The organism is Paraburkholderia sp. BL23I1N1 (assembly GCF_003610295.1).
GTDB lineage: Bacteria > Pseudomonadota > Gammaproteobacteria > Burkholderiales > Burkholderiaceae > Paraburkholderia.
In genome coordinates this window covers 6,921,983-6,944,685 of the sequence record NZ_RAPV01000001.1, presented here as the reverse complement: position 1 = coordinate 6,944,685, position 22,703 = coordinate 6,921,983, and the positions used below count along the sequence as shown (strand labels likewise).

The window sequence follows — 22,703 nt, the reverse complement described above, 5'->3', positions numbered from 1 at the left end:
GAAATCGAACTCGAAAATGATCTGCGCCGCGGTGCTCACGTGCTTGTCAACTGCGGCTTTTGCCGGTGCGCTCACCACCGTCAACTACGGCGGGGCAGACGGTAATGCTCAAAAGGCGGCATGGGTGGACCCGTTCTCGAAGGAGAGCGGCATTGCGACGAACGCCATTCAGTACACGGGCGAGATGGCGAAGGTAAAAGCAATGGTCGAGGCCAGGAATGTCACGTGGGATGTCGTAGAGGTCGAGTCGGCGGACGTCGGTCGCGGGTGCCAGGATGGTCTCTTCGAGAAGCTCGACTGGTCGAAGATCGCCAGCAAGGGTGACCTGATGGCCGGGGCTGCGACACCTTGCGCAGCGGGAACGTTTGTGTGGTCGACCGTACTCGCGTACAACCCCGCGCTGAGCAGGAGCACGCCGCACGGCTGGAAGGACTTCTGGGATGTGAAGAAATTCCCGGGAAAGCGGGGAATGAAGAAGGAGGCCCGCTATAACCTGGAATTCGCGCTAATGGCGGATGGGGTGGCACCGAAGGATGTCTACACCGTACTCAGCACACCCACAGGGGTCGAGCGGGCGTTCAGGAAAATGGACGAACTCAAACCCCATATTCAGTGGTGGGAAGCTGGCGCTCAGCCTCCGCAGTTCCTGATTGCGGGAGATGTTGCCATGTCGACTGCTTATAACGGGCGCATCGACGCAGCGGAACGGGAAGGGAACAAAAATCTCGCCATTGCCTGGGATCAAAGTATCTACGAACTGGATTTTTTCGTTATTCCGAAAGGTTCGAAGAACAAGGATACGGCCCAAAAATACATTTCGTATGTACTGAAGCCTCAGCCGCAAGCCGCGTTCGCGCAGCAAATCCCGTATGGCCCAACCAACAAAGCGGCGCTTAAATTGCTTGACGCCGCGACTCTGGCAGCGCTCCCCAATTCAGCTCAGAACGGTAACACAGCTATTCCTAATAGCGTCGAATTCTGGACCGACCATGGCGATGCGCTTGAGCAACGCTTTACAGCGTGGGCCGCCAGGTAACGGAAACGGAGGATGCATGAGTACCATCACTTCTCAGCAACAGAGCTGGGACACGCGTAAGCTCAAGAGGTCGCTGCGAGCCGTGCAATTCCGCAAGGAAGTTGTTGCGTTTGCGCTGGTAGCTCCGCTTGCTATCTTTATTCTGCTGGTGTTTGTGATGCCGGTTGCGTCGATGATCTCGCGATCGGTTCAAAATCCCGAGGTGGTCGATGCATTGCCGAAAACGACCTCGGCATTGAGACGTTGGAATGGCAAGTCGCCCGTTCCCGATGACGCTTACCGTGCGTTGGTGCTCGACGTGGAAAGCAACGGAGGAAATAACGATGCGGGCACCGCGGCCGGTCGCCTCAACGGCCAGAAGGATGGTTTCCGCTCGTTGTTTTACAGGACGACCAGCGCGCTTCCCTTCGGCGATAACGATGCAGCGATTTCCGCGCAGGAGATGAAGAAACGCCTGATCGAAATCGATCCACGCTGGGGTGACGCGAGTTACTGGCGGGCGATAGCCAGCGAGTCGTCCCGTTACACAAGCCAGTATCTCCTTGCCACGATCGACTATCGGGAAAGTTCCGATGGTCGGATCGTGCCGGTCGATAACGGCGCATCGGCATATCGCTCCGTGTTCATGCGGACCTTTGAGATCAGCGGATTCGTGACGCTCGCGGCGCTTTTGCTGGGTTATCCGCTCGCCTACTGGATCTCAATTCTGCCAGCTCGCAAGGCGAATCTCGTGATGATCCTGGTGCTTCTGCCGTTCTGGACATCGATCCTCGTTCGCATTTCTGCATGGATCGTGATTCTGCAGGGCGAGGGCCTCGTCAACAAGGCGTTGATGGCGTTGCACGTAATTTCGAAACCGTTGCCGCTCCTGTTCAACAGGACGGGGGTGCTGATCGCCATGACCCACATCCTCTTGCCATTCATGATTTTGCCGCTCTACAGCGTGATGAAATCTGTCCCGGCAAGCTATACAAAGGCTGCGATTTCGCTGGGGAGCCACCCCTTCGGAGCATTCTGGAAAATCTATGTGCCGCAGACGCTTCCTGGCGTGGGGGCGGGTGGTCTGCTGGTGTTCATTACTGCACTGGGCTACTACATCACCCCCGCCCTGCTCGGCGGGGCAGGTGATCAGATGGTCAGCTACTACATCGCATATTTCACCAACGTGGCGCTGAATTGGGGGATGGCGTGCGCGCTCGGTGCAGTTCTCCTTCTCGTGACGCTGATTCTCTTTGCGCTCTATCGAAAGATCGTCGGAACAGAAATAAAGGTGGCCTAGCATCATGAAAACCAGCATGCCGCGTTTCGCGCCCTACGTGTCGACGCCGGAAATCGTTTGGCATTACGCCTTGCGATCGGCGAACGTCCTGATTCTTGTGTTTCTGATTCTGCCTATTCTGGCGATCATCCCGCTTTCGTTTAACGAGAACTCGTTTCTCGTCTATCCGATCCATGGGTTTTCGTTCAGGTGGTATCACGACCTGTTCACGTCGACGGACTGGGCACGGGCCGGAGCCAACAGCCTCATCGTGACGCCGATCGCTACGATAGTCGCGACCATACTCGGGACGCTGGCCGCACTAGGATTGAACAGGGCTTCGTTCAAGGGCAAAGGGTTGCTGGTCGCCGTCCTGATCTCCCCGATGATCGTCCCGGTGATCGTCACAGGAGTGGGGATGTATCTGTTGTTTGCCCGCTGGGGATTGGCCGGGACCTATGCCGGCCTGATTTTCGGGCATGTAGTGATCGCCGCGCCGTTTGTCGTGATCACGGTAAACGCAACGCTTGCCGGCTTCAACCAGAATTACGTACGAGCCAGCCTGAGTCTGGGCGCGTCGCCGGTCCGAACGTTCTTCCGGGTTACTTTGCCGATCATCGCGCCCGGTGTGATTTCCGGAGCGCTGTTTGCGTTTGCTACGTCGCTGGACGACGTCGTGATCACCATGTTCATCGCCGGCCCGACGCAGGGAACGCTCCCGCTTCAGATGTTCATCGGGATTCGCGAAAACATCACACCCACCGTGGCTGCGCTTGCGTCAATTTTTATCGTCTTTTCAAGTCTGCTGCTTATCACCATGGAATGGTTGCGGTCCAGATCCGTAGCAAAGCAGACGTCGACCTGACGTTGTCGGCACCCGTGCATCGGATGTTGTCAGAGCGACAGGGTGCCAAAACGGCCAGTAATCGATATGCACAGATACAAGGAGGCCAGATGTCGGAAGGAACAATCAAAGGAACCAGCTCGAAGCAGTCAGTGGGTGAATTCGACTATATCGTGATTGGCGCAGGTACGGCGGGTTGCGTGGTCGCAAGCCGTTTGAGCGAAGATGAAGACGTGTCGGTACTGCTGATCGAGGCAGGTGGAAAGGATGACTACCATTGGATTCATATCCCGGTCGGCTATCTCTACTGCATTGGAAATTCGCGGACCGATTGGCGCTACAAGACGTGCGTTGAGGCAGGGCTGAACGGCAGGGCGTTAGCCTATCCGCGAGGCCGGGTCCTTGGCGGCTGCTCGTCGATTAACGGCATGATCTACATGCGCGGTCAGAGTGAGGATTACGACGAATGGGCGCGCATAGCCGGCGATTCGTCATGGCGGTGGGAGTCTGTCCTCGAGACGTTCAGGAAGAGCGAGGACTTCCATGGTGATGCAAGTGGTGCTCACGGTGCTGGCGGCCCGTGGCGTGTGGAGAAGCAGCGATTGAAATGGGACATTCTCGAGACATTTTCCCAAGCCGCGCAACAGACAGGTATACCAGCGACGGACGATTTCAATAGAGGCGACAACACAGGGGTCGGGTATTTTGACGTCAATCAAAAACACGGCGTCCGGTGGAATGCGTCGAAAGCCTATCTTCGACCTGCAGCACAGCGCGGGAACCTGACGGTTCTCACGAATGCGCAGATGCGACGACTGATGTTCGAGAATAACCAGTGTACCGGAATCGAGTTCCGCCTCGGCGACGAGCCGCGTGTGGCGAGAGCGCGGCGCGAAGTGATTCTCTGTGCAGGGGCCGTCAATTCTCCCCAATTGCTGGAATTGTCGGGAATCGGAAGTGCCGATCGGCTGGCAAAGCATGGAATTGGGGTGGTCAAAGATCTTCCGGGTGTCGGCGAAAATCTGCAGGATCATTTGCAGTTACGCATGGCATTCAAGGTGGAGGGCGTACGGACATTGAACACCCTCAGCGCTCACTGGTGGGGAAAACTCAAGATCGGCCTCGAATATGGAGTGTTCAGGAGTGGGCCGATGGCGATGGCGCCGTCGCAGCTCGGCGTGTTTGCAAAGTCCGATCCGAATGATGGAACGCTGACTCGACCTGACGTTCAGTACCATGTACAGCCCCTGTCACTCGAACGGTTCGGAGAACCGTTGCATCGGTTCGACGCGTTCACCGCGTCCGTCTGTCAGTTACGGCCGTCGTCACGGGGCAGCGTGCACATCACATCGAGTGATCCGGCGATGGCACCGAGAATCGCGCCCAACTACCTTTCGGCCGAGGAGGACCGTCATGTCGCGGCAAACGCGCTGCGACTGACTCGGCGCATTGTGTCGGCGCCCGCGCTTGAGCGGTTTCGGCCACAGGAAATTCTCCCTGGAATCCAATTCCAGACCGAAGATGAATTGCGGCATGCGGCCGGCGACGTGGGAACAACCATCTTTCATCCGGTCGGAACGTGCCGAATGGGTATGGCGGACGATCCGGACTCCGTGGTCGATTCCCGTCTTCGGGTGCATGGTGTGAACGGCTTACGGGTGGTCGACGCTTCGATCATGCCGACGATCACATCGGGCAACACCAACTCGCCAACATTGATGATCGCAGAGCGAGCGAGTGAAATGATTCGCATGGATAGAAAGCGGGAAGCCAAGCCGGCGGGGCATATGCACGGCGTTGTCGAGGTGAGCATAAGCCCGAACGTGGATCTAGCGTGATAGGAAACAGGAGGTGCGTGTGTTCAAGGGAATTCTGATTGAGAAGGATGCGACAGGTTGCCACGCAACACTGAAGGACATCGACGAGTCGCAATTGCCCGACGGAGATGTAACGATCCGGGTGAGTTACTCGACGCTCAACTATAAGGACGGGCTCGCCATAACGGGCCGCAGTCCAGTAGTACGGAAATTTCCGATGTTGCCGGGCATCGACCTGGTCGGTGTTGTGGAGGACAGCTGTCATGTCGACTATCGGGCGGGCGATCAGGTTCTGCTCAATGGCTGGGGCGTCGGCGAGCAGCATTGTGGCGCTCTTGCGCAAAAGGTGTCACGTCCGCGCGGTGATGTCCTGTTCGGCCGGGCGGCTATCGCGAAGGATCTGGCTCGATGATGCTTCTGGACTCAGCCGCCAAGACGGACGTCGATTTCGGCGCGACGCTTGTCGCCGAACTCCTGTTTGCCCCTACCTACGTTCGTCACGTTGCCATACTGACGCGAGAAGCCCTCTCAGATCGGCTCTACCTGCCAGTGGACAAACTGCTTGCTGTGCATCGGCCGTCGGCACGCCCAATGCGGCGAAGACCGGCGTGTCGAGGCCGATCAATCGGGCCGGTCGATGCGCGATTTGTCAGCCATCGTCAATCAGGCGACAAACTGGCACTGCGACGCCGGCGTGCGCGTGTCCATGTTGCGACCGCGGTTCATGTGGTCGTCGACCTCAGCGGCGCAGCCGAGCATGCGTGGATACAGGAAGATCGTGAACGCCGCAGTCTCGAGCGCCGCGCCGGTATATCCGCCGCTGCGATACGGCTGCCACAGCATCCTCAGCAGTAGCGCGGCAATGACCGCGTCGACGTTGACGCAATAGACGTTGCGCGACACGCCTGCATCGAACAAGGTTTGCACCAGCGTGCCGTAGAACTCGTGGAAGATGTTGTATTCGTTGCGCCCGGCCATCAGCTCGCGAATGAAGACCTCGCGCGGATCGTAGTTGACTGGTTTGTCCTTGAAGACCGGGTGATTGACGCCCGGAATCTTCTGGATGTCGAGGCTCCCGGTGTTCTTCTTGTTCGACTTGTAACGAGCGTAGGCCTCGACGTACTTCAAGGCCAGCGCCTTCAGGTCGATACCATGGTTGGGATCACCCGGATCGACCAGGCCCGAGTCCTTGAACTGCTCGATCAGGAAGGCAATACCTTCGTAGCCGTTGCCACCGTGGGTGTAGCCGGTGTGAGTGAGAAAGCCGACCAGGCCCTTGTTGAGCTGCACCCGCTCGGGGTCCTCGGGTCCATCGGCCGAGACCGCGCCCTTGGCGCCTTGGGCCGAGATCGTGCCTGGCCCGTTGGACAGCAGCAGCCCCACCAGTACCTGGAAAGCGAACAGATCGGCTGGCTGGGGTGCGAAGCCAAGCAGCGCGACGAACGCCACTTCGCTGACCGGCCGGTTCTGCAGGATCTCGCTCGTCGCGATACCGCAGAAGCTGTCTGGCTGATGCTGATCCGCGTTCACCGACGCGCCGATCAAGGCGCCGAACAGGCGCAGCCACCACGGCAGGCTTTCAGCAGTCAGACGCGAGACGCGTTTGCGCAGCAGCGGCCCCCACGCCAGGGTAGCGCTGATCGCGGCGAGCACGGCATCAGCCGTGGGATGGCCGGGTAGTCCTTGCAGGTAACGCAGGAAGACCGACTTCGCGCCTCTGGCGCGCAGGCCCTCAAGCATCGCCTCGGCGCGGGCGTCGGGGTCAGCGCGGACGAACAGGACAGGGTCATCCACCTTGATCCGGCCCAGATCGAAGCTTTCGTCCAGCGCGTCGCTCATGCCGGCCGCCATGAAAGCGTCAATGAGCGCCCGCGTGGCCTGGCGCGCCTCGCCCTGGCAGCGTGGCCCCAGGATGCTGGCAGCAGCGGCCAGCACCGTGTTGGGCGCATTGCCGGCCTCGCGCGCGGCCTGCGCCGCGGCGAGGGCCGGCTGACCGACCAGGTTGAGACCGGCGCCGATGGCGACATTGATCAGGCGCCGGTCGTTCTCGCCGCCGGGCTCGTGCAATAGCGCCAGGCTGACGTTGGCTTCGAGCGGGTACTGTGCGGCGTCGAGCATCGATACGCCATACAGGCTGGTGACCTGGCTCTTCGCGTCCATCTGCGAGGCGCCCGAGGCGTCCTTCAGCGTCTGGCGCGGCGGCACCGCGCCGATCTGCCGGTTCAGCGCCGTGATCTGTTCGTTATACGGCGCGCTCGCCTCGACGACAGGCAGGTCGAGCTCGGGCGGCAACGTCAGACCGTGACTCGCGCCGAACCACGGCTTGAGCGCGAGATTGCCCTCTGACGCGAAGTCGGGCCGGCAGGCGTTCTCGCCCATCACCGCCGTCAGTGCGGCCGGAATGTGGGCGATGTTGGTCACGAGTGCGCCCTTGGCCGAGAACACGGGATGCTCGGGCGTGAAGATGCCGTCCACGCCGAACTTCTCCATGAACCAGCCTTCCTTGCTGAGGGCGTCGTCGGCACCGCCGGCCATGGCGCCGGCATGCCCGACCGCGCGGGTCAGCTTGGATTTCCAGCGTCCGACCACGCAGGCCACCACCGGCTTGGTGAAGGTGGCGTCGAGCTCGTAGTAGCCGCCGGGCTCGACATAGAGCACCGCCGCCTTGCTGCGTGCATCGTTGGAAAGCGCAAAGGCGAACTCGGGTGCCGCGAAATGGATATAGACATCCTTGCCGCAGGAAATCGAAGTGGTGGTGCCCCAGCCGGCCATGCGCAGATAGGTCGCGATGGTGGTGGTGAAGTTGCCCGAGTTGGAGAAGATCGCGATCGAGCCGCGGCGCAAGGCTTCCTCCGGATGGTCGCCGCCCAGTGCGCCGCCGATCCGAACCTGGTTCCAGGCATCGGCCACGCCCAGGCTGTTGCCGCCGAAGATGTCGATGCCGTTGGACTGACCCATCGCGCGGATCTCGCGCGAGTCGTGCACGGCCAGCTTCTCGGTGACGATGAAGATCTTCTTCAGATCCGGATTCACCCGGATCAGTTCGGCCACGCCGTCACGCGCCGCTGCGGGCGGCAGGTAGATCACACCGCAGTTGAAGCGGTGACCGTCGTTGATGCCTTCCAGCACGTTGTTGTAGACCGGCACGTTGCCGAGAGACGTCTCCAGCACCTGGCCGCGCTTGCCCGGCGCGGTGCCGAACACGACGTTGCCGCCCGAATAGACATGGCCGACCGGTGTCACGTCGCTCGACTCGCCACCCAGGATATTGAGCACGCAGACCCGGTCTTCACGTGTGGCCACCTGGGCGAGCGAACTGATGCCGACGAAATACTTGAAATCGCCTACGCCTTGCTTGTACATGACATGCTCCTTACGCGTGGGCAAGCTTCAGGCGGCCTGGTTCGCCGCGATGCCGAGCCGGGCGGCGACCTGTTCGCGGCCACTGGCTTTCATCCACGCATCGACTTTCTGCGCGTGCAGCACGACTTCGCTCATATCGGAGTCGAAGCCGAAAAACCGGTACGGCAGGCCGAGCGCATCGAGGGTGTCGCGCATCGCGCCCATGCCGCGCACCAGGTTCGGGCCGCCACGGCCGATCACGACGTAAAGCGGCGTCGCGCCATGCCGGCTGAAGTGCTCGCGCAGCGCATCGGCCATCGCGCGGAAGGTCTCGAAGATGTCGGTGTTGTTCGACTTGCCACCAATGATGAACAGCACATTGGTCTGTTTGATCCAGTGTTTGAAGCAGATGCGTGCGACCTCTTTCATCTTCTCGTAAGGCGGGTTGCCGCCAAAGTCCGAGGAGATGATGGCGTCGTCGCCCAGCATCTGCGTGACGAGCGAATTGGCGCCGCCGCCGAAGGTTGGCGCGAGGATGGTCCCCGCGGCGTTGATCACGTAGACGTCGCTCTGGCCCTGGTAGGTGCGAAGCTGATTGATTTCCTGCTCGAAGTCGGAGTAGTCGACCGCGAACAGGCTCGCCGGCAGGTTCAGACGCCGCCAGCGCGGATCGTCGCGATCGAAGCCGCATTTGAAGTCGCAGGCCACGGGTGTCATGCGGCCCTTCTTATCCTCCCGCATGCGGATCGGATTCAACTCCAGCGTCGTCATGCCGTAGTCGTGGTACAGCTCCCACAGCTTGGGCAGGTGCTGCACCAGCGGCGAAATGATCTGCTTGGGGGCCCCGAGCGCGGACAGCGCATTGGCCACGACGAAGGCTTTCAGCCCCGTGAGCGGATCGAATGGCACCTGCGCCACCTGGCTCCGTTCGAGCTCCTCGATGTCGACGCCGCCGTGGTGGGTTAGCGTCATCGTCGGCGCACGGAAATGCGTCGAGTCGGTGATCGAAAAGTAGACCTCGTGCTCGGCCGGCACGCCAGCCTCGAAGGTCACGCCGTTGGCCTTGGCCACCGTGTTGCCGATGCGGTGCTCGACGAAGTACAGACGCTCCTTTTCCTTCAGCGCGGTCTTCAGGTCAGCGGCCTTGCCGATCAGCCCGGACTTGCCCTTCTTGCCGACGCCGCCCTTGAACACCGGCTTGATGAACACCAGACCATGCTTATCGATCATGGCGCGGATATCTTCTTCGCTGGCGTCGGGGCCGAGCACTTCAGTGGTCGGGAAGTCGACGAACTGGAGCATTTTGGCTCCGTACAGCATACCGGTGACTTGCATGGTGACCTCGCGGTGGAGAGGTACTGGCTGGACAACGCGCGACAGGACAATCAGCACGGTCGTCACGGTAATCGCCCCGCCGATCCGGATCGCCCTCGGGCGAACGGCATCAGCGTCACGCGATTGGCCGCCGTCAGGACGCGCTTGCCGATCTACGCAACTGTGAGACCGAAGAAGGCAAACCTTACTATCCCCATACGAAGGTACTCGTCGGAGACGCGGTTGGCGATCGACCGATAATTCTGCTTATACAGTTCGCTATCGACTTTCTGGATTGTCAAAGACACGCCTCATGCATGCCGTGACGGCTGAACGGGTTGTCCGCAGCTTGGCAGAAGTCCGCGCTTAATAGCAACTGCGCGTAGCATTCAGAGCCTAGCACTGCGTGCGCAGCGCGGATAGCGTGTCTACCCCTACCGCACAGTCGTCAAACGGCCCCTATAGCGCCTTGCCAGTACGCGCCTCTGCACGAGTCTGGCGGAAGATTGCGGGGCCAATGGCGAAAGTTCGTGCTGAGAAGTATGCTGAATATGCATGGTCACCGTTCATGGTGCGCCCCGCAGACGCAATGGCATCTACCGCGGCGCGGCGTTACTGAAATCGGCAATCGAAAAGCGACAGAAGCGCGGTGCACAGGTGGGATCGGATTGACGCTGTTAGCGGTTCGTTTTCAAAGTGCGGTGCCGTTGGGTCAGCAAGGCAAATGCTCCGGACCTGCCGGCTCACAAGCCAGACAGACAAACGCAAGGAGACAGTAATCATGAACCCTTCAGCCAGCATGGTGGCAGATGCACCCAAACCGTCCCGCTCCAAGGTCGGCGCCGTTTTGCGCGTCACCAGCGGTAACTTCCTCGAACAGTTCGACTTCTTTCTGTTTGGCTTTTACGCCACCTACATTTCGAGGGTGTTTTTTCCGTCGAGCAGCGAGTTTGCCTCGCTGATGTTGACGTTCGCCGTGTTTGGCGCAGGCTTCCTGATGCGGCCGTTAGGCGCCATCGTGCTTGGCGCCTACATCGACGAAGTCGGCCGTCGCAAGGGCCTGATCGTGACGCTGTCGCTCATGGCGAGTGGCACGATACTCATCGCCGCGGTCCCCGGCTACGCAACGATCGGCATGCTGGCGCCGGCACTGGTGCTGATCGGCCGGCTGCTACAGGGCTTCTCGGCTGGCGCCGAACTGGGCGGCGTGTCGGTCTATCTGGCTGAAATGGCGACGCCAGGTCACAAGGGCTTTTATACGAGCTGGCAGTCGGCAAGCCAGCAGGTCGCGATTGTGGTTGCAGCGGGGCTAGGCTATGGACTCAACAGCTGGATGTCCGCGGCGAGTATCGGTGCGTGGGGCTGGCGCATCCCGTTCTTTGTCGGCTGCGCGATCGTACCGTTCCTGTTCGTGTTGCGCCGTTCGCTACAGGAAACCGAGGAGTTCAAAGCGAGGCAGCACCGTCCGAAGACAAAGGAAATCCTCGCGACGATGATGGCGAACTGGCAAATCGTGTTCGCCGGCATGCTGCTGGTTGCGATGACGACCACCACGTTCTATCTGATTACCGTCTATACGCCGACGTTCGGCCGGGCCGTCCTGAAACTTAGCACCGCCGACAGTCTCGTCGTTACGCTGTGCGTTGGCGTTTCCAATTTCATCTGGCTGCCGATTGGCGGTGCGCTGTCGGATCGTATTGGACGCCGGCCGCTTCTGATCGGTATCACGGTGCTTGCCATTTTCACAACCTATCCGGCGCTTTCGTGGCTGGCGGCAGCGCCGAGCTTCCTCCGGATGCTGCTCGTCCTGCAGTGGCTCTCATTCTTCTTCGGCATCTACAATGGGGCAATGGTCGTCGCGCTGACCGAAGTGATGCCGGTAAGTGTCCGCGTGGCAGGGTTTTCGCTGGCATACAGTCTCGCGACGGCGCTCTTCGGCGGATTTACACCCGCGGTGTCGACATTTCTGATTGAGGTCACGCATGACAAGGCTGCACCGGGCTACTGGATGAGCTTCGCCGCGTTGTGCGGGCTGGTTGCGACGCTTGTGCTGTATCGTCGCGGTGGCGCGGTGGAACGTTCGGCGAAAGTGGTTTGACGGTAGCCGGTAGCTCAGGCGATAGACGTCATTCCCGAAGCACGGCGTCGAAGTGGTGACGCCTTCAACTAATGGAATGGACGCCCCCACCCGAAACGGCATCAATGTGCCAAAGTGGTCGGTGTCGTAACACCACCTGATCGGAGAGAGCGTCCATTCCATTAGTTGAAGCAGATCCTCGTGCGTAAGCGACGATAGCGGTTTGCCCAGCTGGACGATCGCCCACGGCAACAGCCGCCCGGCTTCCTTGCGGTAGTTCTCGAAGGTGGTTTTTGTGTCGACCACGCGTGCGAGCCATACGCGTATTACATTGAGATCGTCGACTGCTATGATCTGCAGCGGCCGTTCGCGCGGTTGGTGCCGTGTCGTCCATCGAGTTCGGCCGGCAATTCGACCGCATCAAGCGGACGCGGTACGATCAGGGTCGTTTTCATGGTCGAGAGCGCGGCGGGTCCAGTTTCGGGGTGTCAAGCAATGGTTGTCGCATCTGTGCCGCATCATTTCAACATTATAAGGATAACGTCAAAATTGTTGAGAGAGGGCGTAGAGAGCAGAGCGGTTTATGTAGACTTCCTAAGAAACCCAACTTCACGTTGGCGAGCCCTGAGGTTGCAGTGAATATCCAAATTGCGCCGCGCGGCGATGAAGCTGCTTGATAACACGGTCCCTGTACTGCTGTTCGTAATGATCAGCGCCCGGGTCGCGGTAGTCCATACCGTAGCGCATCGCGTTATAAAACAGGACAGCGATCTTGCGCGCCGTCGCGGTCACGGCCTTGGCATTCCCGATCCGGCCGGCAAGGCGTCGGTAGAATGCGCCAAGCGCGGTATTGCTTCTTCCGGCTCTGGTGCAAATGGCTGGTCAGGCCGAGATTTTTCCAATAGATATGGATACCTTATCGATTGAACAGGACAGCATTCCAGACAGCGAGCGCAGCTGTATCTTCAAGCCCGAGCATGGAGAAGTTGAACTGACCCTTGCGAATGCGATGCATCAATTCGATGCCTGAAATCGTGGTCACGGCATTCCTGAATCGTTTGAAACCGAGCATCACGTTCGTTCTGGACTTGATGTTTCGATGGTCCTGGTCGGGTAGCCGTACCGCATTGCTGCGGCACGGCCCCCTAAGAACCGTACGTGCGCCTTTAGGAGCATACGGCTCAAGCCTCTACAAAGGCATCTGTCGACACCCGGTGGCACAACTTCTACTCAGGCGTATTGCGGATTTCTACGGCAATTGAGATGGTGCACTTGAAGGTTGCTTGCTGCATCCGACCCGCCGTCAGTTTGCTTCACAATATGCGTAACACCCCAGCGGGTGTTCATTGTGATGGGCTGCTGACAGTTGGAACACATGCCATCTTGCCTTACCCAGACGCGGTACAGCTTACGGCGACCGCGCGCCGAGTTCAGCATCTTCTGGCCCCATCGGGATTCGAAGTATGGTGCCCATTGCGGATCGTGCGGATTGGCGCCCGCTCGGATCTTGATATGCCGTTTTATTGGCGTGTCCGATTCCTTCAGCAAGGTGACCTCTCTTGTCGTACCATCCTCTTTTTTTTCTGTGGCGGCAAATACCCAGTCCCGGAAACCTTTGGTCTTGAAGTATTTGAGCTTCACCCATCGGGCTCCTTTTTTAGGGTGCCTTCTTACCGCCCATCGCCATAGCATTGACCAGACCTCGTGATCAACCCGATCGAAGGCTTTCTTGGCGACTACATGGCTATGGTAATTCGCCCATCCTCGTAAAACAGGATTGAGCAGCCTTATCAGGCTCGCCTGTTTAGCCGTCTTGTTGGCCTTGATGATTTCACGGACTTTGCCAAGATGCGCCTTGACGTTCGCTTTCGACGGTTTCATCAGTAGCTTGCCGTTGTACTTGCGAATGTTCCATCCGAGGAAATCAAACCCATCCTTGATGTGCGTTATCCTGGTCTTTTCTGGCGATAAGACCAGCCCGCGTTCCGCCAGAAATTCAGCGACTGCCGGCCTGACCTCATGTTCCAGCCACTCTTTCGAGTGGCCGGTAATGATGAAGTCGTCCGCGTAACGCACCATGTTCATTTTCAGACTCCTCTGCCTCGCTCGCGGGAATTTTTCCGCTAGCATTGCTTCGAGGCCATCGAGCGTCATGTGGGCTGCCACCGGTGAAATGATTCCCCCTTGCGGGGTGCCGGCGTCAGTGGGGAAGAGTTCGTTTAGATACACGTATCCCGCTTTGAGCCACTTCTTTAGAATCACCTTGTCCGTGGGGATATTGGCGATCATCCAGTCGTGGGAGATTTTGTCGAAACAGCCCTGGATGTCGGCCTCCAGCACCCATTCCGCGCTCGCCTTTTTTGCCAGAGAAATGAAGCATTGTCCTCCAGCGTCAGCAGTAGAACGTTCCGGCCTGAACCCATAAGAATTCAGATCGGCGGTGGTTTCCGCAACAGGTTCCAGCGCCAGCAGGTGCAGCGCCTGCATGGCGCGGCATTCCATCACGGGTATGCCGAGCGGCCTCGTCTTGCCGTTTTTCTTCAGAATAAAAACCCTCCGAAGTGGAAGGGGCGAATAACCCCGCCTCTTCAACGACGCAACCGCGTTGATCTTTGCCGCCGGTGTTTTCCACGTTACCTTGTCCACACCGGGGGTGTTCCTGCCTTTGTTTTCAGTCACCCGCTTCACGGCCAATGCACGGCCGCTGAACGAGTGGGTCAGCAGCCATTGCAGGGCTTTCACCCTGTTATGCCGGCCAGCCTGTACGGCCTTCACCATACGCGTCTGCAGCCTTCTTACCTGGCGTTGAACATTGGCCCAATTGATGCCGTCCCACGTCACGCCGGAAGGTGCACGCGCCCGTGTTGCTGCACTCATTTGCTTTCCTCCCGTATAGATGGTTCTGCAAACTCTCTGGTGAGGAGAGACCATGAGGAAGTCTGCCCGCTTTCGCGTCGGGTGATGTTGCAACCCGTATCCCGTCCATTACAGCCGGGCATTCGCTTTTTCCCCGTTCCTGTGCCCGCACCGCCATGGGCAGACCTCGCAGTCTGCTGTCCCCGAAGGGAGTGATACGGGGTTTCCACGTTTCGCTTATCGAAGTACGTCGGGTTAGGTGCCTGCTCTGGGCCGGGAGGTATATGGGTCACGAAAGCGTAATCGAAAAACGCTGTTCCCACCTCCGGTACCGTTTTGGTTCGAGCGCAATAGCCATTTCCGCTCGTTCAATCTAACGACCCTATTGCAGATTCAAATGGTTTCACCATACCGACTATCTGGCACTCATCCGGCGTATGGCTGCCAGAAGGGTACGCCTCTCGCGATTAATACCCCGCGCCTTGCGGCGCTTCGTTACGTTGTCAGAGCCGCTCTTGATTCAGGCTCCTAGATTCACCAGGTGACACCGGTGGTTCACTCCTTCTATACCGCGAGAAGTGAGAACAACTTCTGTAAGCGACCTCGTGTCGCACCTCGATCAGATTGTTCACGTACTTCGAGGACCGGATATTCGTGTCCTCAGGCAGCAGGCCATCGGCCTTCATCTCGCGCACGGCGCGGTGCGAGGCGGCATACCCATCGAGCGTGATCGTCTCCGGCGGCTGGCCCTGATGTTTGATTGCCTTGCTGAAAAAGGCTTTGGCCGCGGCCACGTCGCGCTTCGCTCTGAGCATGAAGTCTACCGTCTGGCCGGCTCGATCTACTGCACGGTACAGATAAACCCATTTGCCACGAACCTTCAGGTAGGTTTCGTCAACACGCCATGACCGCCCTGTGGGTATGCCAAAACGATTCCAACGCTTGACGAACTCCGGCGTGAAGCGCTTCACCCAGCGCATGATCGTGGTGTGCACCAGCGACAAACCGCGTTCGGCCATCATCTCGACGATATCGCGCAGGCTGAGCTTGTAGCGAAGGTACCAGCGCACGCAGAGAATGATGATCTCCCGATCAAAATGCCGCCCATCAAACAACGCCTCCAGGCCTTTGCGCTTGCTCATCACCGATCACCAGATTGTTAGGCTGGATACTTTAACCGATTCGCCGAGCCTATTTACACCAGAACCCGCTTGTGCGCCTCATTGAAGGATGCCCACGGAATCGGCATTCCGCCGACATCCGTCGGCGGCGGGTTGTTGAACGACGGCAAAACATCGCGCAGTTGCGGATTCTGTGGGACGGGCTCGGAAATCGCAGCGGGCGTCGAGTTGATACTTCCTTGCAAGGGGCGGTCCGGGTTGCCGAATTCGGCGGCCTTGGCGGCGGCCGTTGCACCGAGTGCCACAGCACCTGCGGCCGCCCGGCTAGTACACTGCGACGTTTCAGGTCAGTCATGGTTGCTATCTAATCAGTATTCCTATTGAATAATTCCAGGTGGTCAGGATGAACTCCTGTACGACAAAGGTGTGGGCGGGATCCGGCATTGGCTTGTGCTGCGGTGAGTCCTCGCTCAATCTGGAGGGCTCCCCGCAGAATCGGGACGTCGCCATCCGCTCCGTGCGACAAATATTAGAAACGTGCGGCGCAAATGAACAATCAGGATTTCTTTGAAGAAGCCATAAGAACATCTGATGCACGCTACATTCAAATGGCACTACGATGAGCGCAAGACCTGGGGCAGATTGCTGTTGAGTTCATTGCATATGAAAGGAGTTTGATCATGGGTAGCCTTAGCATTGCGCACTGGCTGATCGTCCTGGCAACCATTGCGCTGGTTTTCGGCACGAAGAAGATCCGCAATCTCGGCTCGGACCTTGGCGGAGCGATCAAGGGTTTCAAGGAAGGCATGCAGGAAATCGAACCGGTTACTGCAAACACCGCCGCGAAAGAGGCGCCGGTGGCCGCGCACATCGACGTGCGGGATCCCTCTGCCGTCTCGCAACACTGACCCATGCATGTGATTGAATTCGCAACAGTCTGGAGGGACGATTGCCATGTTTGACATCGACATTTCCAAAATGGCCGTCATCGGCACGGTTGCACTGGTTGTGCTCGGTCCGGAACGACTTCCCCGTGTTGCGCGCACCGCCGGCGCGTTACTGGGGCGCGCGCAACGTTACCTGAATGGCGTGCGGGCGGAAGTAGACCGGCAGATCAGGATCGAAGAACTGCGCAAGATGAAAGACGGTATCGAACTGGCAGTGACCAATATGCAGGGTACCGTCGACCGTGCCGTGCGCCAGCATGCTGGTGAACTGCAAGCTGGCGTCGACGCGGCGGCAAGTTTGAAAGAGGTGTCGTCAACCGTCTATCTGCCCTCCGTCCACGACGGTGCGAACGATTTGCAGGCGGATCTATTCAAGGTTCGACCCGCGCAGTGGCCGATGTCGGGGCAGTCCGATGCCTCAATTCACGCGCCTCGCCCGGATGTTGTTTCGTCCATGGCACCAGCGTTTTCCAGCCAGCAGGCGCGGGCAAGGCGGCGCGGTTCGGCATCAGGCGGTCGAGGCGCCGCTGTCAAGCGCACCCGCGTTGTCTCGATGGCCGCCAGCAAGGCGCTGGGACGGAATGGCGGGCGCCTCGCGTGAAGCTTTTGGGTTAGTTGTGCAGCGATCTTCGCGGCGCACGTCGTCCGTTCTTGCTCACAGGCGATGGAGCAAATGTTTGGACTCGTCTCCGCTGTTTTTCAACTGAGTTCTTCAACAAAATCCCAAGCGCGTGGCCACTCACCGTAGCCCGAGGCGGGGTTGAGATGGCCGACAGCGCCGACGTCAACCAGACGGCTGCCCCACGCGCTCGCCAGTCGTGTGACTTCTTCGATCCGCGCGAGGGGATCGTTCGTGCTGGCCGCCACGATGCTCGGAAACGGTAGCCGGGTTCGTGGGGTGGGCAGCCAGCCGTTCTGACGCAACGCATCCAGCGTCGGATAGCCGTCCGGCAGCGGCGTTTCGAAATCGGGCGGCGCGGCGAGCAGCGCGCCTTTGATTTCTCGCCGATGATGTTGCGCCCAGTGCACAGTGATCATGGCCCCGGCACTGTGCGACACGAGCACCACGGGACCGGTGATGCTGGCGAGAGCCTGATCGAGCGCCTCGATCCTTGCCGCGCAGCTCAGCTTGTCGTGTTCCAGCGGCGGCACCACGCGCGCGTTGGGCAGTTTGCGTGCAAGAATCGTTTGCCAGTGATCTTCGACGTGGTCCCGCAGGCCGGGAACGATCAATATGGTGGGTGGCGAAGAAGGTGTCATTGCCAGGGATTGTTGAAAATGTTAATTGCGTATGGCCAGGTCGCGCACTCGATCGAGGCGGCGCGGATCGGCAACGCCAAGGCCGTCCGTCACTGCGGCCACTCGTAAGAGCGCGGCGCTCTTCTGCGACGCGCTGCGCTACATTTTTTCAGGCCAAACAGCCTGACACACTCAAATCACGAAAATGGAGGAGCCCGTAGTTTTTCGAGCCTCCAGATCCTGATGTGCCTGCACCGCGTCTTCCAGGGCATAGCGCTGATTGATCCCGATGCGGATGCGCCCTGCCGCCACGTGGCCGAATAGCTCATCGACCAGTTCTGCCTTCTCGTCCGGATCAGCGATGTAGTCGGCGAGACCCGGGCGGGTCACGTACAGGGAGCCCTTGCGAGCCAGAATTGCCGGATCGAACGGCGGGATTTTGCCGGAAGCGGTGCCGACGCAGACCAGCAGGCCGCGGCGCTTGAGGGAGTCTAGCGAGGACATGAAGGTGGTCTTGCCTACGCTGTCGAAGACCACGGACACACCAACTCCGTTGGTGAGTTCCCGCACGCGCTTGGCCACATCCTCATGACTGTAGTTGATCGTGTGATCGCAGCTGTGAGTGCGCGCCACCTCGGCCTTGGCGTCAGTCGAAACCGTGCCGATCACCGTCAGCCCGAGCAATTTGGCCCACTGCGAAACGATCAGGCCAACACCGCCTGCTGCGGCATGCAGCAGCACAGCGTCGCCCGCCTTGAAAGGATAGATTCGGCGTACCAGGTAGGCGGCGGACAAACCCCGCATGGTCATGGCCGCCGCAGCCTCGCAACTGATGGCCTCCGGCAGCTTGATCAGCGGCGCGGCTGAAATCAGCCGCTCCGTACTGTAGGCGCCTAGCGTGTTGATGAAGCCCGTGTAGGTGACACGGTCGCCGACCGCCAGATGGGTCACGCCGGCACCGATGGCCTCGACCACGCCCGCTGCCTCGTTGCCGAGGCCGCTGGGGAGCGGAACCTCGTAGGTGCCACCGCGGAAGTAGGTGTCGGCAAAGTTAAGCCCCACTGCCACGTGGCGGACACGCACCTCTCCTGGTCCCGGCTCTCCAACTTCAGCGTCCTCAAAACGCAGGACCTCGGGACCGCCGGTTTCGTAGAATTTAACGACTTTCGCCATTTTGTCTCCTGTCGACCAGAGTTGGCGCTTTAGCTGTCGGCCAGAGTTCGCGCTTTAGCGCGTTACTCTGGTCCCATGCAAAGCTCGTTACTCTGGTCCCATGCAAGATAGTTGCGGTTATGTATTGATTGCCGCAGTTCGCCCGCGGCTCGCTAGCGCTTACTTCGTCCTTAATATGTCTTTCGCCCCGGAGACTTCAGGTCGGTTTGCGCAGGAATCCCTGGTTGCCGCCGTTACGATTGGGCGCGAAGCCATTCGCCTGAAGCGTCTCTTCCGCCGTGTCGTAGAAGACCCCAATCTTCATGATCTCTCGTGCCTGTTGCGCTGTCGCGATGGGGCGGCCAAATTCGCCGGCGATACGCACCAACTGCTTGATCTGCTCGACGGAGCTCATCTTGCCTGTGCGGGTCTGATTCCAGAGCACATCCTCGATGCCGCACCGCACATGCAGGCCCAGGGCAATGCCGATCATATTCACGGGCAGCACATTTAGCACCGAACTCTCCACCGTGACCACCGCGCCGTCGGGCGCGGCACGCAGGAAGTTGGCCAGGTTGTAGATGTTCGCCTGATCCATGCCGCCGCTGATAGCCACCCAGTTCATCACCAGGGGGCCCTTGTACACGCCACGGCGAATCATCCGCTCAATCGTTTCAAAGCTGTTGATGTTGTAGCACTGAAACTCACTTTGGATTCCGGCGGCTGTCAGGCGCCGGATGTGCTCTTCGGCCCAGCTGGGATTCGAGGGGACGATCATGTCCTTGTAGGTTGCATAGAGGTGCGGGAATCCTCGCGAAACCCCCTTGAAGTCGTCCATACCGGCATGCTCTGTCACATTCATCTGCGTCGTGTTGACGGTCACAGTCACCTGGTCGGGTTTCGGATCGAGTTCGGCCAGCATATGCCGCGTGTCATCGCTTAGCCATTGGGCGGCCTGGCCCTCGGATTCAGGCGCGAAACTGATGGAGCCGCCCACCTGGATGACCATTTCCGGCACGCGGGCGCGCACCCCGGCGATCAGCTCATTGAACATGGACAGGCGTTTGCTGCCCTTGCCATTGGGTTCGCGCACATGCAGATGCAGCACGGTGGCACCGGCTTCGTAGCAATCCACCGCCTTCTGGATCTGCTCCTCCATTGTGACCGGGATGTCTTCCGGGAAGTCAGAGGGAATCCAGCCCGGCGCATAGGGAGCGGCTGTAATGATCAGGGGCTGCTGGTTCTCAGGATACAGGTGACCGTCAAGGAAGTTCATGATGGATCTCCAAGTTTGAATGTGAATATTTAAGATATCGAACTAAATGGGAAAGCTTTAGAGTCAAATTTGCAGCAGCATCTTCGACACGGCGGTTCGCAAGCGATCCTGTATTTCGTTGAACATGAACATGCGGCTGGAGCCGTTGCCGTCGGCTTCGCGCACCTGCACGTGCAAAACGGTGGCGATCGCGTTGTAGCAGTCCATTGTCTTTGCACCTGAGCGGCCATAGTCACCTGCACATCTCCGTATCGCTGGGCAGCCATTGCGGTCCGTAGGGAGCGGCTTGAATGACCGGCGGCTGCTGGTTTTCAGGCAGCAGAGAATCGTCCATGAAACGCGCGTACATCTTCTTCACGTGGTTGTTGTCTGAGTGTCTGAGGCGGCCAGTGAATCATCTGGCCGGTCGCCACTTCCTGCTTTACATTGCATGCCTGGCACTTGACTTTTCATGACAGTCATCCGCTGCCGCAGGAGCGCCGGGTCATCGACTACCGCAGCCACGATTGCCGACGACGACGACGGAAATCGTGGCTGCCATTCATCGCTTTCCACCCGAATTGTGTCGTTCAGGCGTACCGACGGAGTCGTCGTTCAGTTCGAGCCTCCTGTTGTTATGACCCGATCCCACTGTGTGATGTCATGGTGGGTCGGCATCACCATGCCGACCATGCACACATAGCAAAGCGCTTCATGAGTCATTGGAGTGAGATTTCCTCTCGGGACAAACTCTGCAGCAATCCGCGCCGCGATTCGCCGAGCGGCATGAGTTTTGTTCGCCAATGTCTTCGAAAACGACAACGTCGACCGCATTGGAATTCCTCCGTTCATTGACTTTGCATCGGCCGCGGCAGTGCAAGGCCACTGTGATTCGCAGTGTATCTCCACAAGTTAATAATGTCGACAAAAATAGAGGTGTGGAATTTTTCACCAGATGAGGCAGACGCCTATTGACTCCGACGTTGCGAATCTGGGGGCCGAACGTGATCGCTTGTCGCGAAACCGTCAACCGTTCTGCTTGTCCGGTCGACTCAGTGTAAGTATTAATGTCGACATCAACAATTTTGGAGGATGATCGGCATTGTCAGTACTCAGTCGGCAAGCCGGGCCATTGCAGGAAGGCCGGAATCGTCGGGGCGATCGTCAAGTCACGCATCCCGTCAAAACCAGTTGCCAGGCGTGAAAAAAGGGCGCGACGAAGCAGAAAGTCGTCGTTATTGGGCGGCGCGTATGCGAAGTGGTCGGTCAGGCATTCGGCCCGGTTTGCCCGGTCATCATAAAAAGCGGAGGAGACGCCAATGAAACTGAAGTGGAGCGGAGTAGCGGTACTCGCGGTATTCGCCAGCGCGGCGCATGCGCAGTCGTCGGTCACGTTGTACGGTGCAATCGATTCGGGCCTGTTCTATCAAAGCACGGCGGCGTCGATGTTCGCGCCGAACGCCCACAACAACGGGCACGTATACGGCTTCAAGGACGGCAGCCTCTATGGGAGCTTCTGGGGTATGAAGGGGACCGAGGACATTGGCGGTGGCTACAAGGTCAACTTCAGGCTGCAGGGCGTATTCAACAGCAGCAACGGCAAGCTAGGGCTGGCCGACACAACGGGTGGTACCGCGGTGTTCAACCAGCAGGCGACGGTCGGCCTCTCCGGACCGTTCGGCACGTTCGACGCCGGGCGGCAGTACACGCCGATGATCTACGCGATGGCCGATACCGACGTCCGCGCGGCGCAGTACTTCGGTAGCGTCCTGGGCGCATGGCTCGGGCTGAATCAGGCCGCCGGCTGGCCCGGGACCAACACGAACGTGCCGATCGGCGCGCTGTACGATAGCAACGCGCTCGTCTATCAGACGCCGAAGTTCCACGGTGCGTCGGTCGCGCTGGAGTACGCGCCGGGCGGCGTGCCGGGCCAGATTCAGGGCGGCACGCGCGAATCGGCGGTGCTCAGATATTCGAACTACGGCCTCAATCTGTCCGCCGTCTACTACAACGCTCACGACACGAACCTTGCGACGGCCGCGCCGACCGGACTCGACAACAACCGCTTCTACTATTTCGGCGCGAAGTACACGTTCCGCGGCGTATCGGCGTCGGCGTCGTACGGGATCGGCAAGAATCCGTCGAAAACGAGCCTCGCGGACTACGAAATGATTTCGGGTGGTCTCGGCTATCAGTTCACCCCGTTCCTCAAGGTCACGTCCGGCTTCTACTACCTGAAGGACCGCAACAACTCGGCGAACCATTCGAGTGAATACGCGGTGGGCGCGGAATACAGCCTGTCGAAGCGCACTATCGTTTCTGCGCAGGTCGGGTACGTCGCGAACCGCGGGACGATGAACCAGACGATCATGTATGGGCAGATCGTCGCGCCGGGCGTATCGACCACGGCCGCGATGATCGGTCTGCGTCACAGCTTCTGACGAT

The 22,703-nt window shown here is 59.2% G+C and carries 18 protein-coding genes and 2 pseudogenes; 10 read left to right on the top strand and 10 right to left on the bottom strand.

Going from position 1 to position 22,703, the window contains the following annotated elements; all coding sequences use genetic code 11:
* Positions 1–16 precede the first annotated feature (16 nt).
* The 5 genes and pseudogenes from B0G76_RS32375 to B0G76_RS32355 form a co-directional block, all read left to right on the top strand.
* Positions 17–1,036, top strand: coding sequence for an ABC transporter substrate-binding protein (locus B0G76_RS32375; protein WP_409076771.1), 1,020 nt, complete (start codon positions 17–19; stop codon positions 1,034–1,036).
* Between the two features lie 16 nt (positions 1,037–1,052).
* Complete coding sequence (locus B0G76_RS32370; RefSeq protein ID WP_120296087.1) at positions 1,053–2,315, top strand: ABC transporter permease; 1,263 nt, start codon at positions 1,053–1,055, stop codon at positions 2,313–2,315.
* 4 nt (positions 2,316–2,319) lie between these two features.
* Positions 2,320–3,159: an ABC transporter permease gene (locus tag B0G76_RS32365; RefSeq protein ID WP_120296086.1), complete on the top strand. Its 840-nt coding sequence runs from the start codon at positions 2,320–2,322 to the stop codon at positions 3,157–3,159.
* 89 nt (positions 3,160–3,248) lie between these two features.
* Positions 3,249–4,976, top strand: coding sequence for a GMC family oxidoreductase (locus tag B0G76_RS32360; RefSeq protein WP_120296085.1), 1,728 nt, complete (start codon positions 3,249–3,251; stop codon positions 4,974–4,976).
* Between the two features lie 19 nt (positions 4,977–4,995).
* Positions 4,996–5,328: pseudogene (locus B0G76_RS32355) on the top strand (alcohol dehydrogenase catalytic domain-containing protein); the annotation flags it as partial.
* Positions 5,329–5,618: 290 nt separating this feature from the next.
* Here the strand turns inward: B0G76_RS32355 and B0G76_RS32350 are convergent.
* Complete coding sequence (locus B0G76_RS32350; RefSeq protein WP_120296084.1) at positions 5,619–8,318, bottom strand: CoA-binding protein; 2,700 nt, start codon at positions 8,316–8,318, stop codon at positions 5,619–5,621.
* Between the two features lie 27 nt (positions 8,319–8,345).
* A complete protein-coding gene (locus tag B0G76_RS32345) occupies positions 8,346–9,632 on the bottom strand; it encodes an ATP citrate lyase citrate-binding domain-containing protein (protein WP_120296083.1) in 1,287 nt (428 codons plus the stop codon).
* A gap of 760 nt (positions 9,633–10,392) precedes the next feature.
* Here B0G76_RS32345 and B0G76_RS32335 point away from each other — a divergent pair.
* Together B0G76_RS32335 and B0G76_RS43100 are read left to right on the top strand one after the other, a co-directional pair.
* Complete coding sequence (locus tag B0G76_RS32335; protein WP_120296081.1) at positions 10,393–11,709, top strand: MFS transporter; 1,317 nt, start codon at positions 10,393–10,395, stop codon at positions 11,707–11,709.
* Positions 11,710–12,351: 642 nt separating this feature from the next.
* Positions 12,352–12,615 carry a hypothetical protein gene (locus tag B0G76_RS43100; protein WP_183082189.1) on the top strand — a complete coding sequence of 88 codons (264 nt, stop codon included), beginning with the start codon at positions 12,352–12,354 and terminating at the stop codon, positions 12,613–12,615.
* Here B0G76_RS43100 and B0G76_RS32320 read toward each other — a convergent pair.
* From B0G76_RS32320 to B0G76_RS32300, 4 genes and pseudogenes are all read right to left on the bottom strand, one after another.
* Positions 12,605–12,805 (bottom strand): annotated as a pseudogene (locus tag B0G76_RS32320) (DDE-type integrase/transposase/recombinase); the annotation flags it as partial. The gene B0G76_RS43100 and the pseudogene B0G76_RS32320 overlap by 11 nt on opposite strands.
* 113 nt (positions 12,806–12,918) lie before the next feature.
* Positions 12,919–14,565 carry a group II intron reverse transcriptase/maturase gene (gene ltrA / locus B0G76_RS32315; RefSeq protein WP_120296080.1) on the bottom strand — a complete coding sequence of 549 codons (1,647 nt, stop codon included), beginning with the start codon at positions 14,563–14,565 and terminating at the stop codon, positions 12,919–12,921.
* Positions 14,566–15,047: 482 nt separating this feature from the next.
* On the bottom strand, positions 15,048–15,686 hold the full coding sequence (locus B0G76_RS32305) for an IS6 family transposase (RefSeq protein WP_259460791.1): 639 nt from the start codon (positions 15,684–15,686) through the stop codon (positions 15,048–15,050).
* 53 nt (positions 15,687–15,739) lie between these two features.
* On the bottom strand, positions 15,740–15,970 hold the full coding sequence (locus B0G76_RS32300; RefSeq protein ID WP_259460790.1) for a hypothetical protein: 231 nt from the start codon (positions 15,968–15,970) through the stop codon (positions 15,740–15,742).
* A 375-nt stretch (positions 15,971–16,345) separates the two neighbouring features.
* Here B0G76_RS32300 and tatA point away from each other — a divergent pair, with 375 nt between their 5' ends.
* Positions 16,346–16,573: a Sec-independent protein translocase subunit TatA gene (tatA, locus tag B0G76_RS32295; protein ID WP_120296079.1), complete on the top strand. Its 228-nt coding sequence runs from the start codon at positions 16,346–16,348 to the stop codon at positions 16,571–16,573.
* Between the two features lie 46 nt (positions 16,574–16,619).
* Complete coding sequence (gene tatB, locus B0G76_RS32290; protein ID WP_120296078.1) at positions 16,620–17,213, top strand: Sec-independent protein translocase protein TatB; 594 nt, start codon at positions 16,620–16,622, stop codon at positions 17,211–17,213.
* 98 nt (positions 17,214–17,311) lie between these two features.
* On the opposite strand, the gene B0G76_RS32285 is transcribed toward tatB, so the two are convergent.
* From B0G76_RS32285 to B0G76_RS44645, 4 genes are all read right to left on the bottom strand, one after another.
* The gene (locus B0G76_RS32285) at positions 17,312–17,872 is read right to left on the bottom strand and encodes an alpha/beta hydrolase (RefSeq protein ID WP_120296077.1); all 561 of its coding nucleotides are present in this window, start codon (positions 17,870–17,872) and stop codon (positions 17,312–17,314) included.
* A gap of 171 nt (positions 17,873–18,043) precedes the next feature.
* Positions 18,044–19,024, bottom strand: a complete 981-nt coding sequence (locus B0G76_RS32280) for a quinone oxidoreductase (protein WP_120296076.1) — start codon at positions 19,022–19,024, stop codon at positions 18,044–18,046.
* 196 nt (positions 19,025–19,220) lie between these two features.
* Complete coding sequence (locus tag B0G76_RS32275) at positions 19,221–20,279, bottom strand: 3-keto-5-aminohexanoate cleavage protein (protein WP_120296075.1); 1,059 nt, start codon at positions 20,277–20,279, stop codon at positions 19,221–19,223.
* Positions 20,280–20,342: 63 nt separating this feature from the next.
* Positions 20,343–20,486, bottom strand: coding sequence for a 3-keto-5-aminohexanoate cleavage protein (locus B0G76_RS44645; RefSeq protein ID WP_147394108.1), 144 nt, complete (start codon positions 20,484–20,486; stop codon positions 20,343–20,345).
* Positions 20,487–21,577: 1,091 nt separating this feature from the next.
* Here B0G76_RS44645 and B0G76_RS32270 point away from each other — a divergent pair.
* The gene (locus B0G76_RS32270) at positions 21,578–22,699 is read left to right on the top strand and encodes a porin (RefSeq protein ID WP_120296074.1); all 1,122 of its coding nucleotides are present in this window, start codon (positions 21,578–21,580) and stop codon (positions 22,697–22,699) included.
* The last annotated feature ends 4 nt before the right edge of the window (positions 22,700–22,703 follow it).

What these genes read in the sequence shown, in the direction of transcription:
- B0G76_RS32360 (WP_120296085.1), top strand. Translation starts at nt 3,249, where the DNA reads ATGTCGGAAGGAACAATCAAAGGAACCAGCTCGAAGCAGTCAGTGGGT.
- ltrA (WP_120296080.1), bottom strand. Translation starts at nt 14,565, where the DNA reads ATGAGTGCAGCAACACGGGCGCGTGCACCTTCCGGCGTGACGTGGGAC.
- B0G76_RS32305 (WP_259460791.1), bottom strand. Translation starts at nt 15,686, where the DNA reads ATGAGCAAGCGCAAAGGCCTGGAGGCGTTGTTTGATGGGCGGCATTTT.
- tatA (WP_120296079.1), top strand. Translation starts at nt 16,346, where the DNA reads ATGGGTAGCCTTAGCATTGCGCACTGGCTGATCGTCCTGGCAACCATT.
- B0G76_RS32345 (WP_120296083.1), bottom strand. Translation starts at nt 9,632, where the DNA reads ATGCAAGTCACCGGTATGCTGTACGGAGCCAAAATGCTCCAGTTCGTC.
- B0G76_RS32375 (WP_409076771.1), top strand. Translation starts at nt 17, where the DNA reads ATGATCTGCGCCGCGGTGCTCACGTGCTTGTCAACTGCGGCTTTTGCC.
- tatB (WP_120296078.1), top strand. Translation starts at nt 16,620, where the DNA reads ATGTTTGACATCGACATTTCCAAAATGGCCGTCATCGGCACGGTTGCA.
- B0G76_RS32350 (WP_120296084.1), bottom strand. Translation starts at nt 8,318, where the DNA reads ATGTACAAGCAAGGCGTAGGCGATTTCAAGTATTTCGTCGGCATCAGT.
- B0G76_RS32335 (WP_120296081.1), top strand. Translation starts at nt 10,393, where the DNA reads ATGAACCCTTCAGCCAGCATGGTGGCAGATGCACCCAAACCGTCCCGC.
- B0G76_RS32275 (WP_120296075.1), bottom strand. Translation starts at nt 20,279, where the DNA reads ATGAACTTCCTTGACGGTCACCTGTATCCTGAGAACCAGCAGCCCCTG.
- B0G76_RS44645 (WP_147394108.1), bottom strand. Translation starts at nt 20,486, where the DNA reads ATGGACTGCTACAACGCGATCGCCACCGTTTTGCACGTGCAGGTGCGC.
- B0G76_RS32370 (WP_120296087.1), top strand. Translation starts at nt 1,053, where the DNA reads ATGAGTACCATCACTTCTCAGCAACAGAGCTGGGACACGCGTAAGCTC.
- B0G76_RS43100 (WP_183082189.1), top strand. Translation starts at nt 12,352, where the DNA reads ATGAAGCTGCTTGATAACACGGTCCCTGTACTGCTGTTCGTAATGATC.
- B0G76_RS32365 (WP_120296086.1), top strand. Translation starts at nt 2,320, where the DNA reads ATGAAAACCAGCATGCCGCGTTTCGCGCCCTACGTGTCGACGCCGGAA.
- B0G76_RS32280 (WP_120296076.1), bottom strand. Translation starts at nt 19,024, where the DNA reads ATGGCGAAAGTCGTTAAATTCTACGAAACCGGCGGTCCCGAGGTCCTG.
- B0G76_RS32270 (WP_120296074.1), top strand. Translation starts at nt 21,578, where the DNA reads ATGAAACTGAAGTGGAGCGGAGTAGCGGTACTCGCGGTATTCGCCAGC.
- B0G76_RS32285 (WP_120296077.1), bottom strand. Translation starts at nt 17,872, where the DNA reads ATGACACCTTCTTCGCCACCCACCATATTGATCGTTCCCGGCCTGCGG.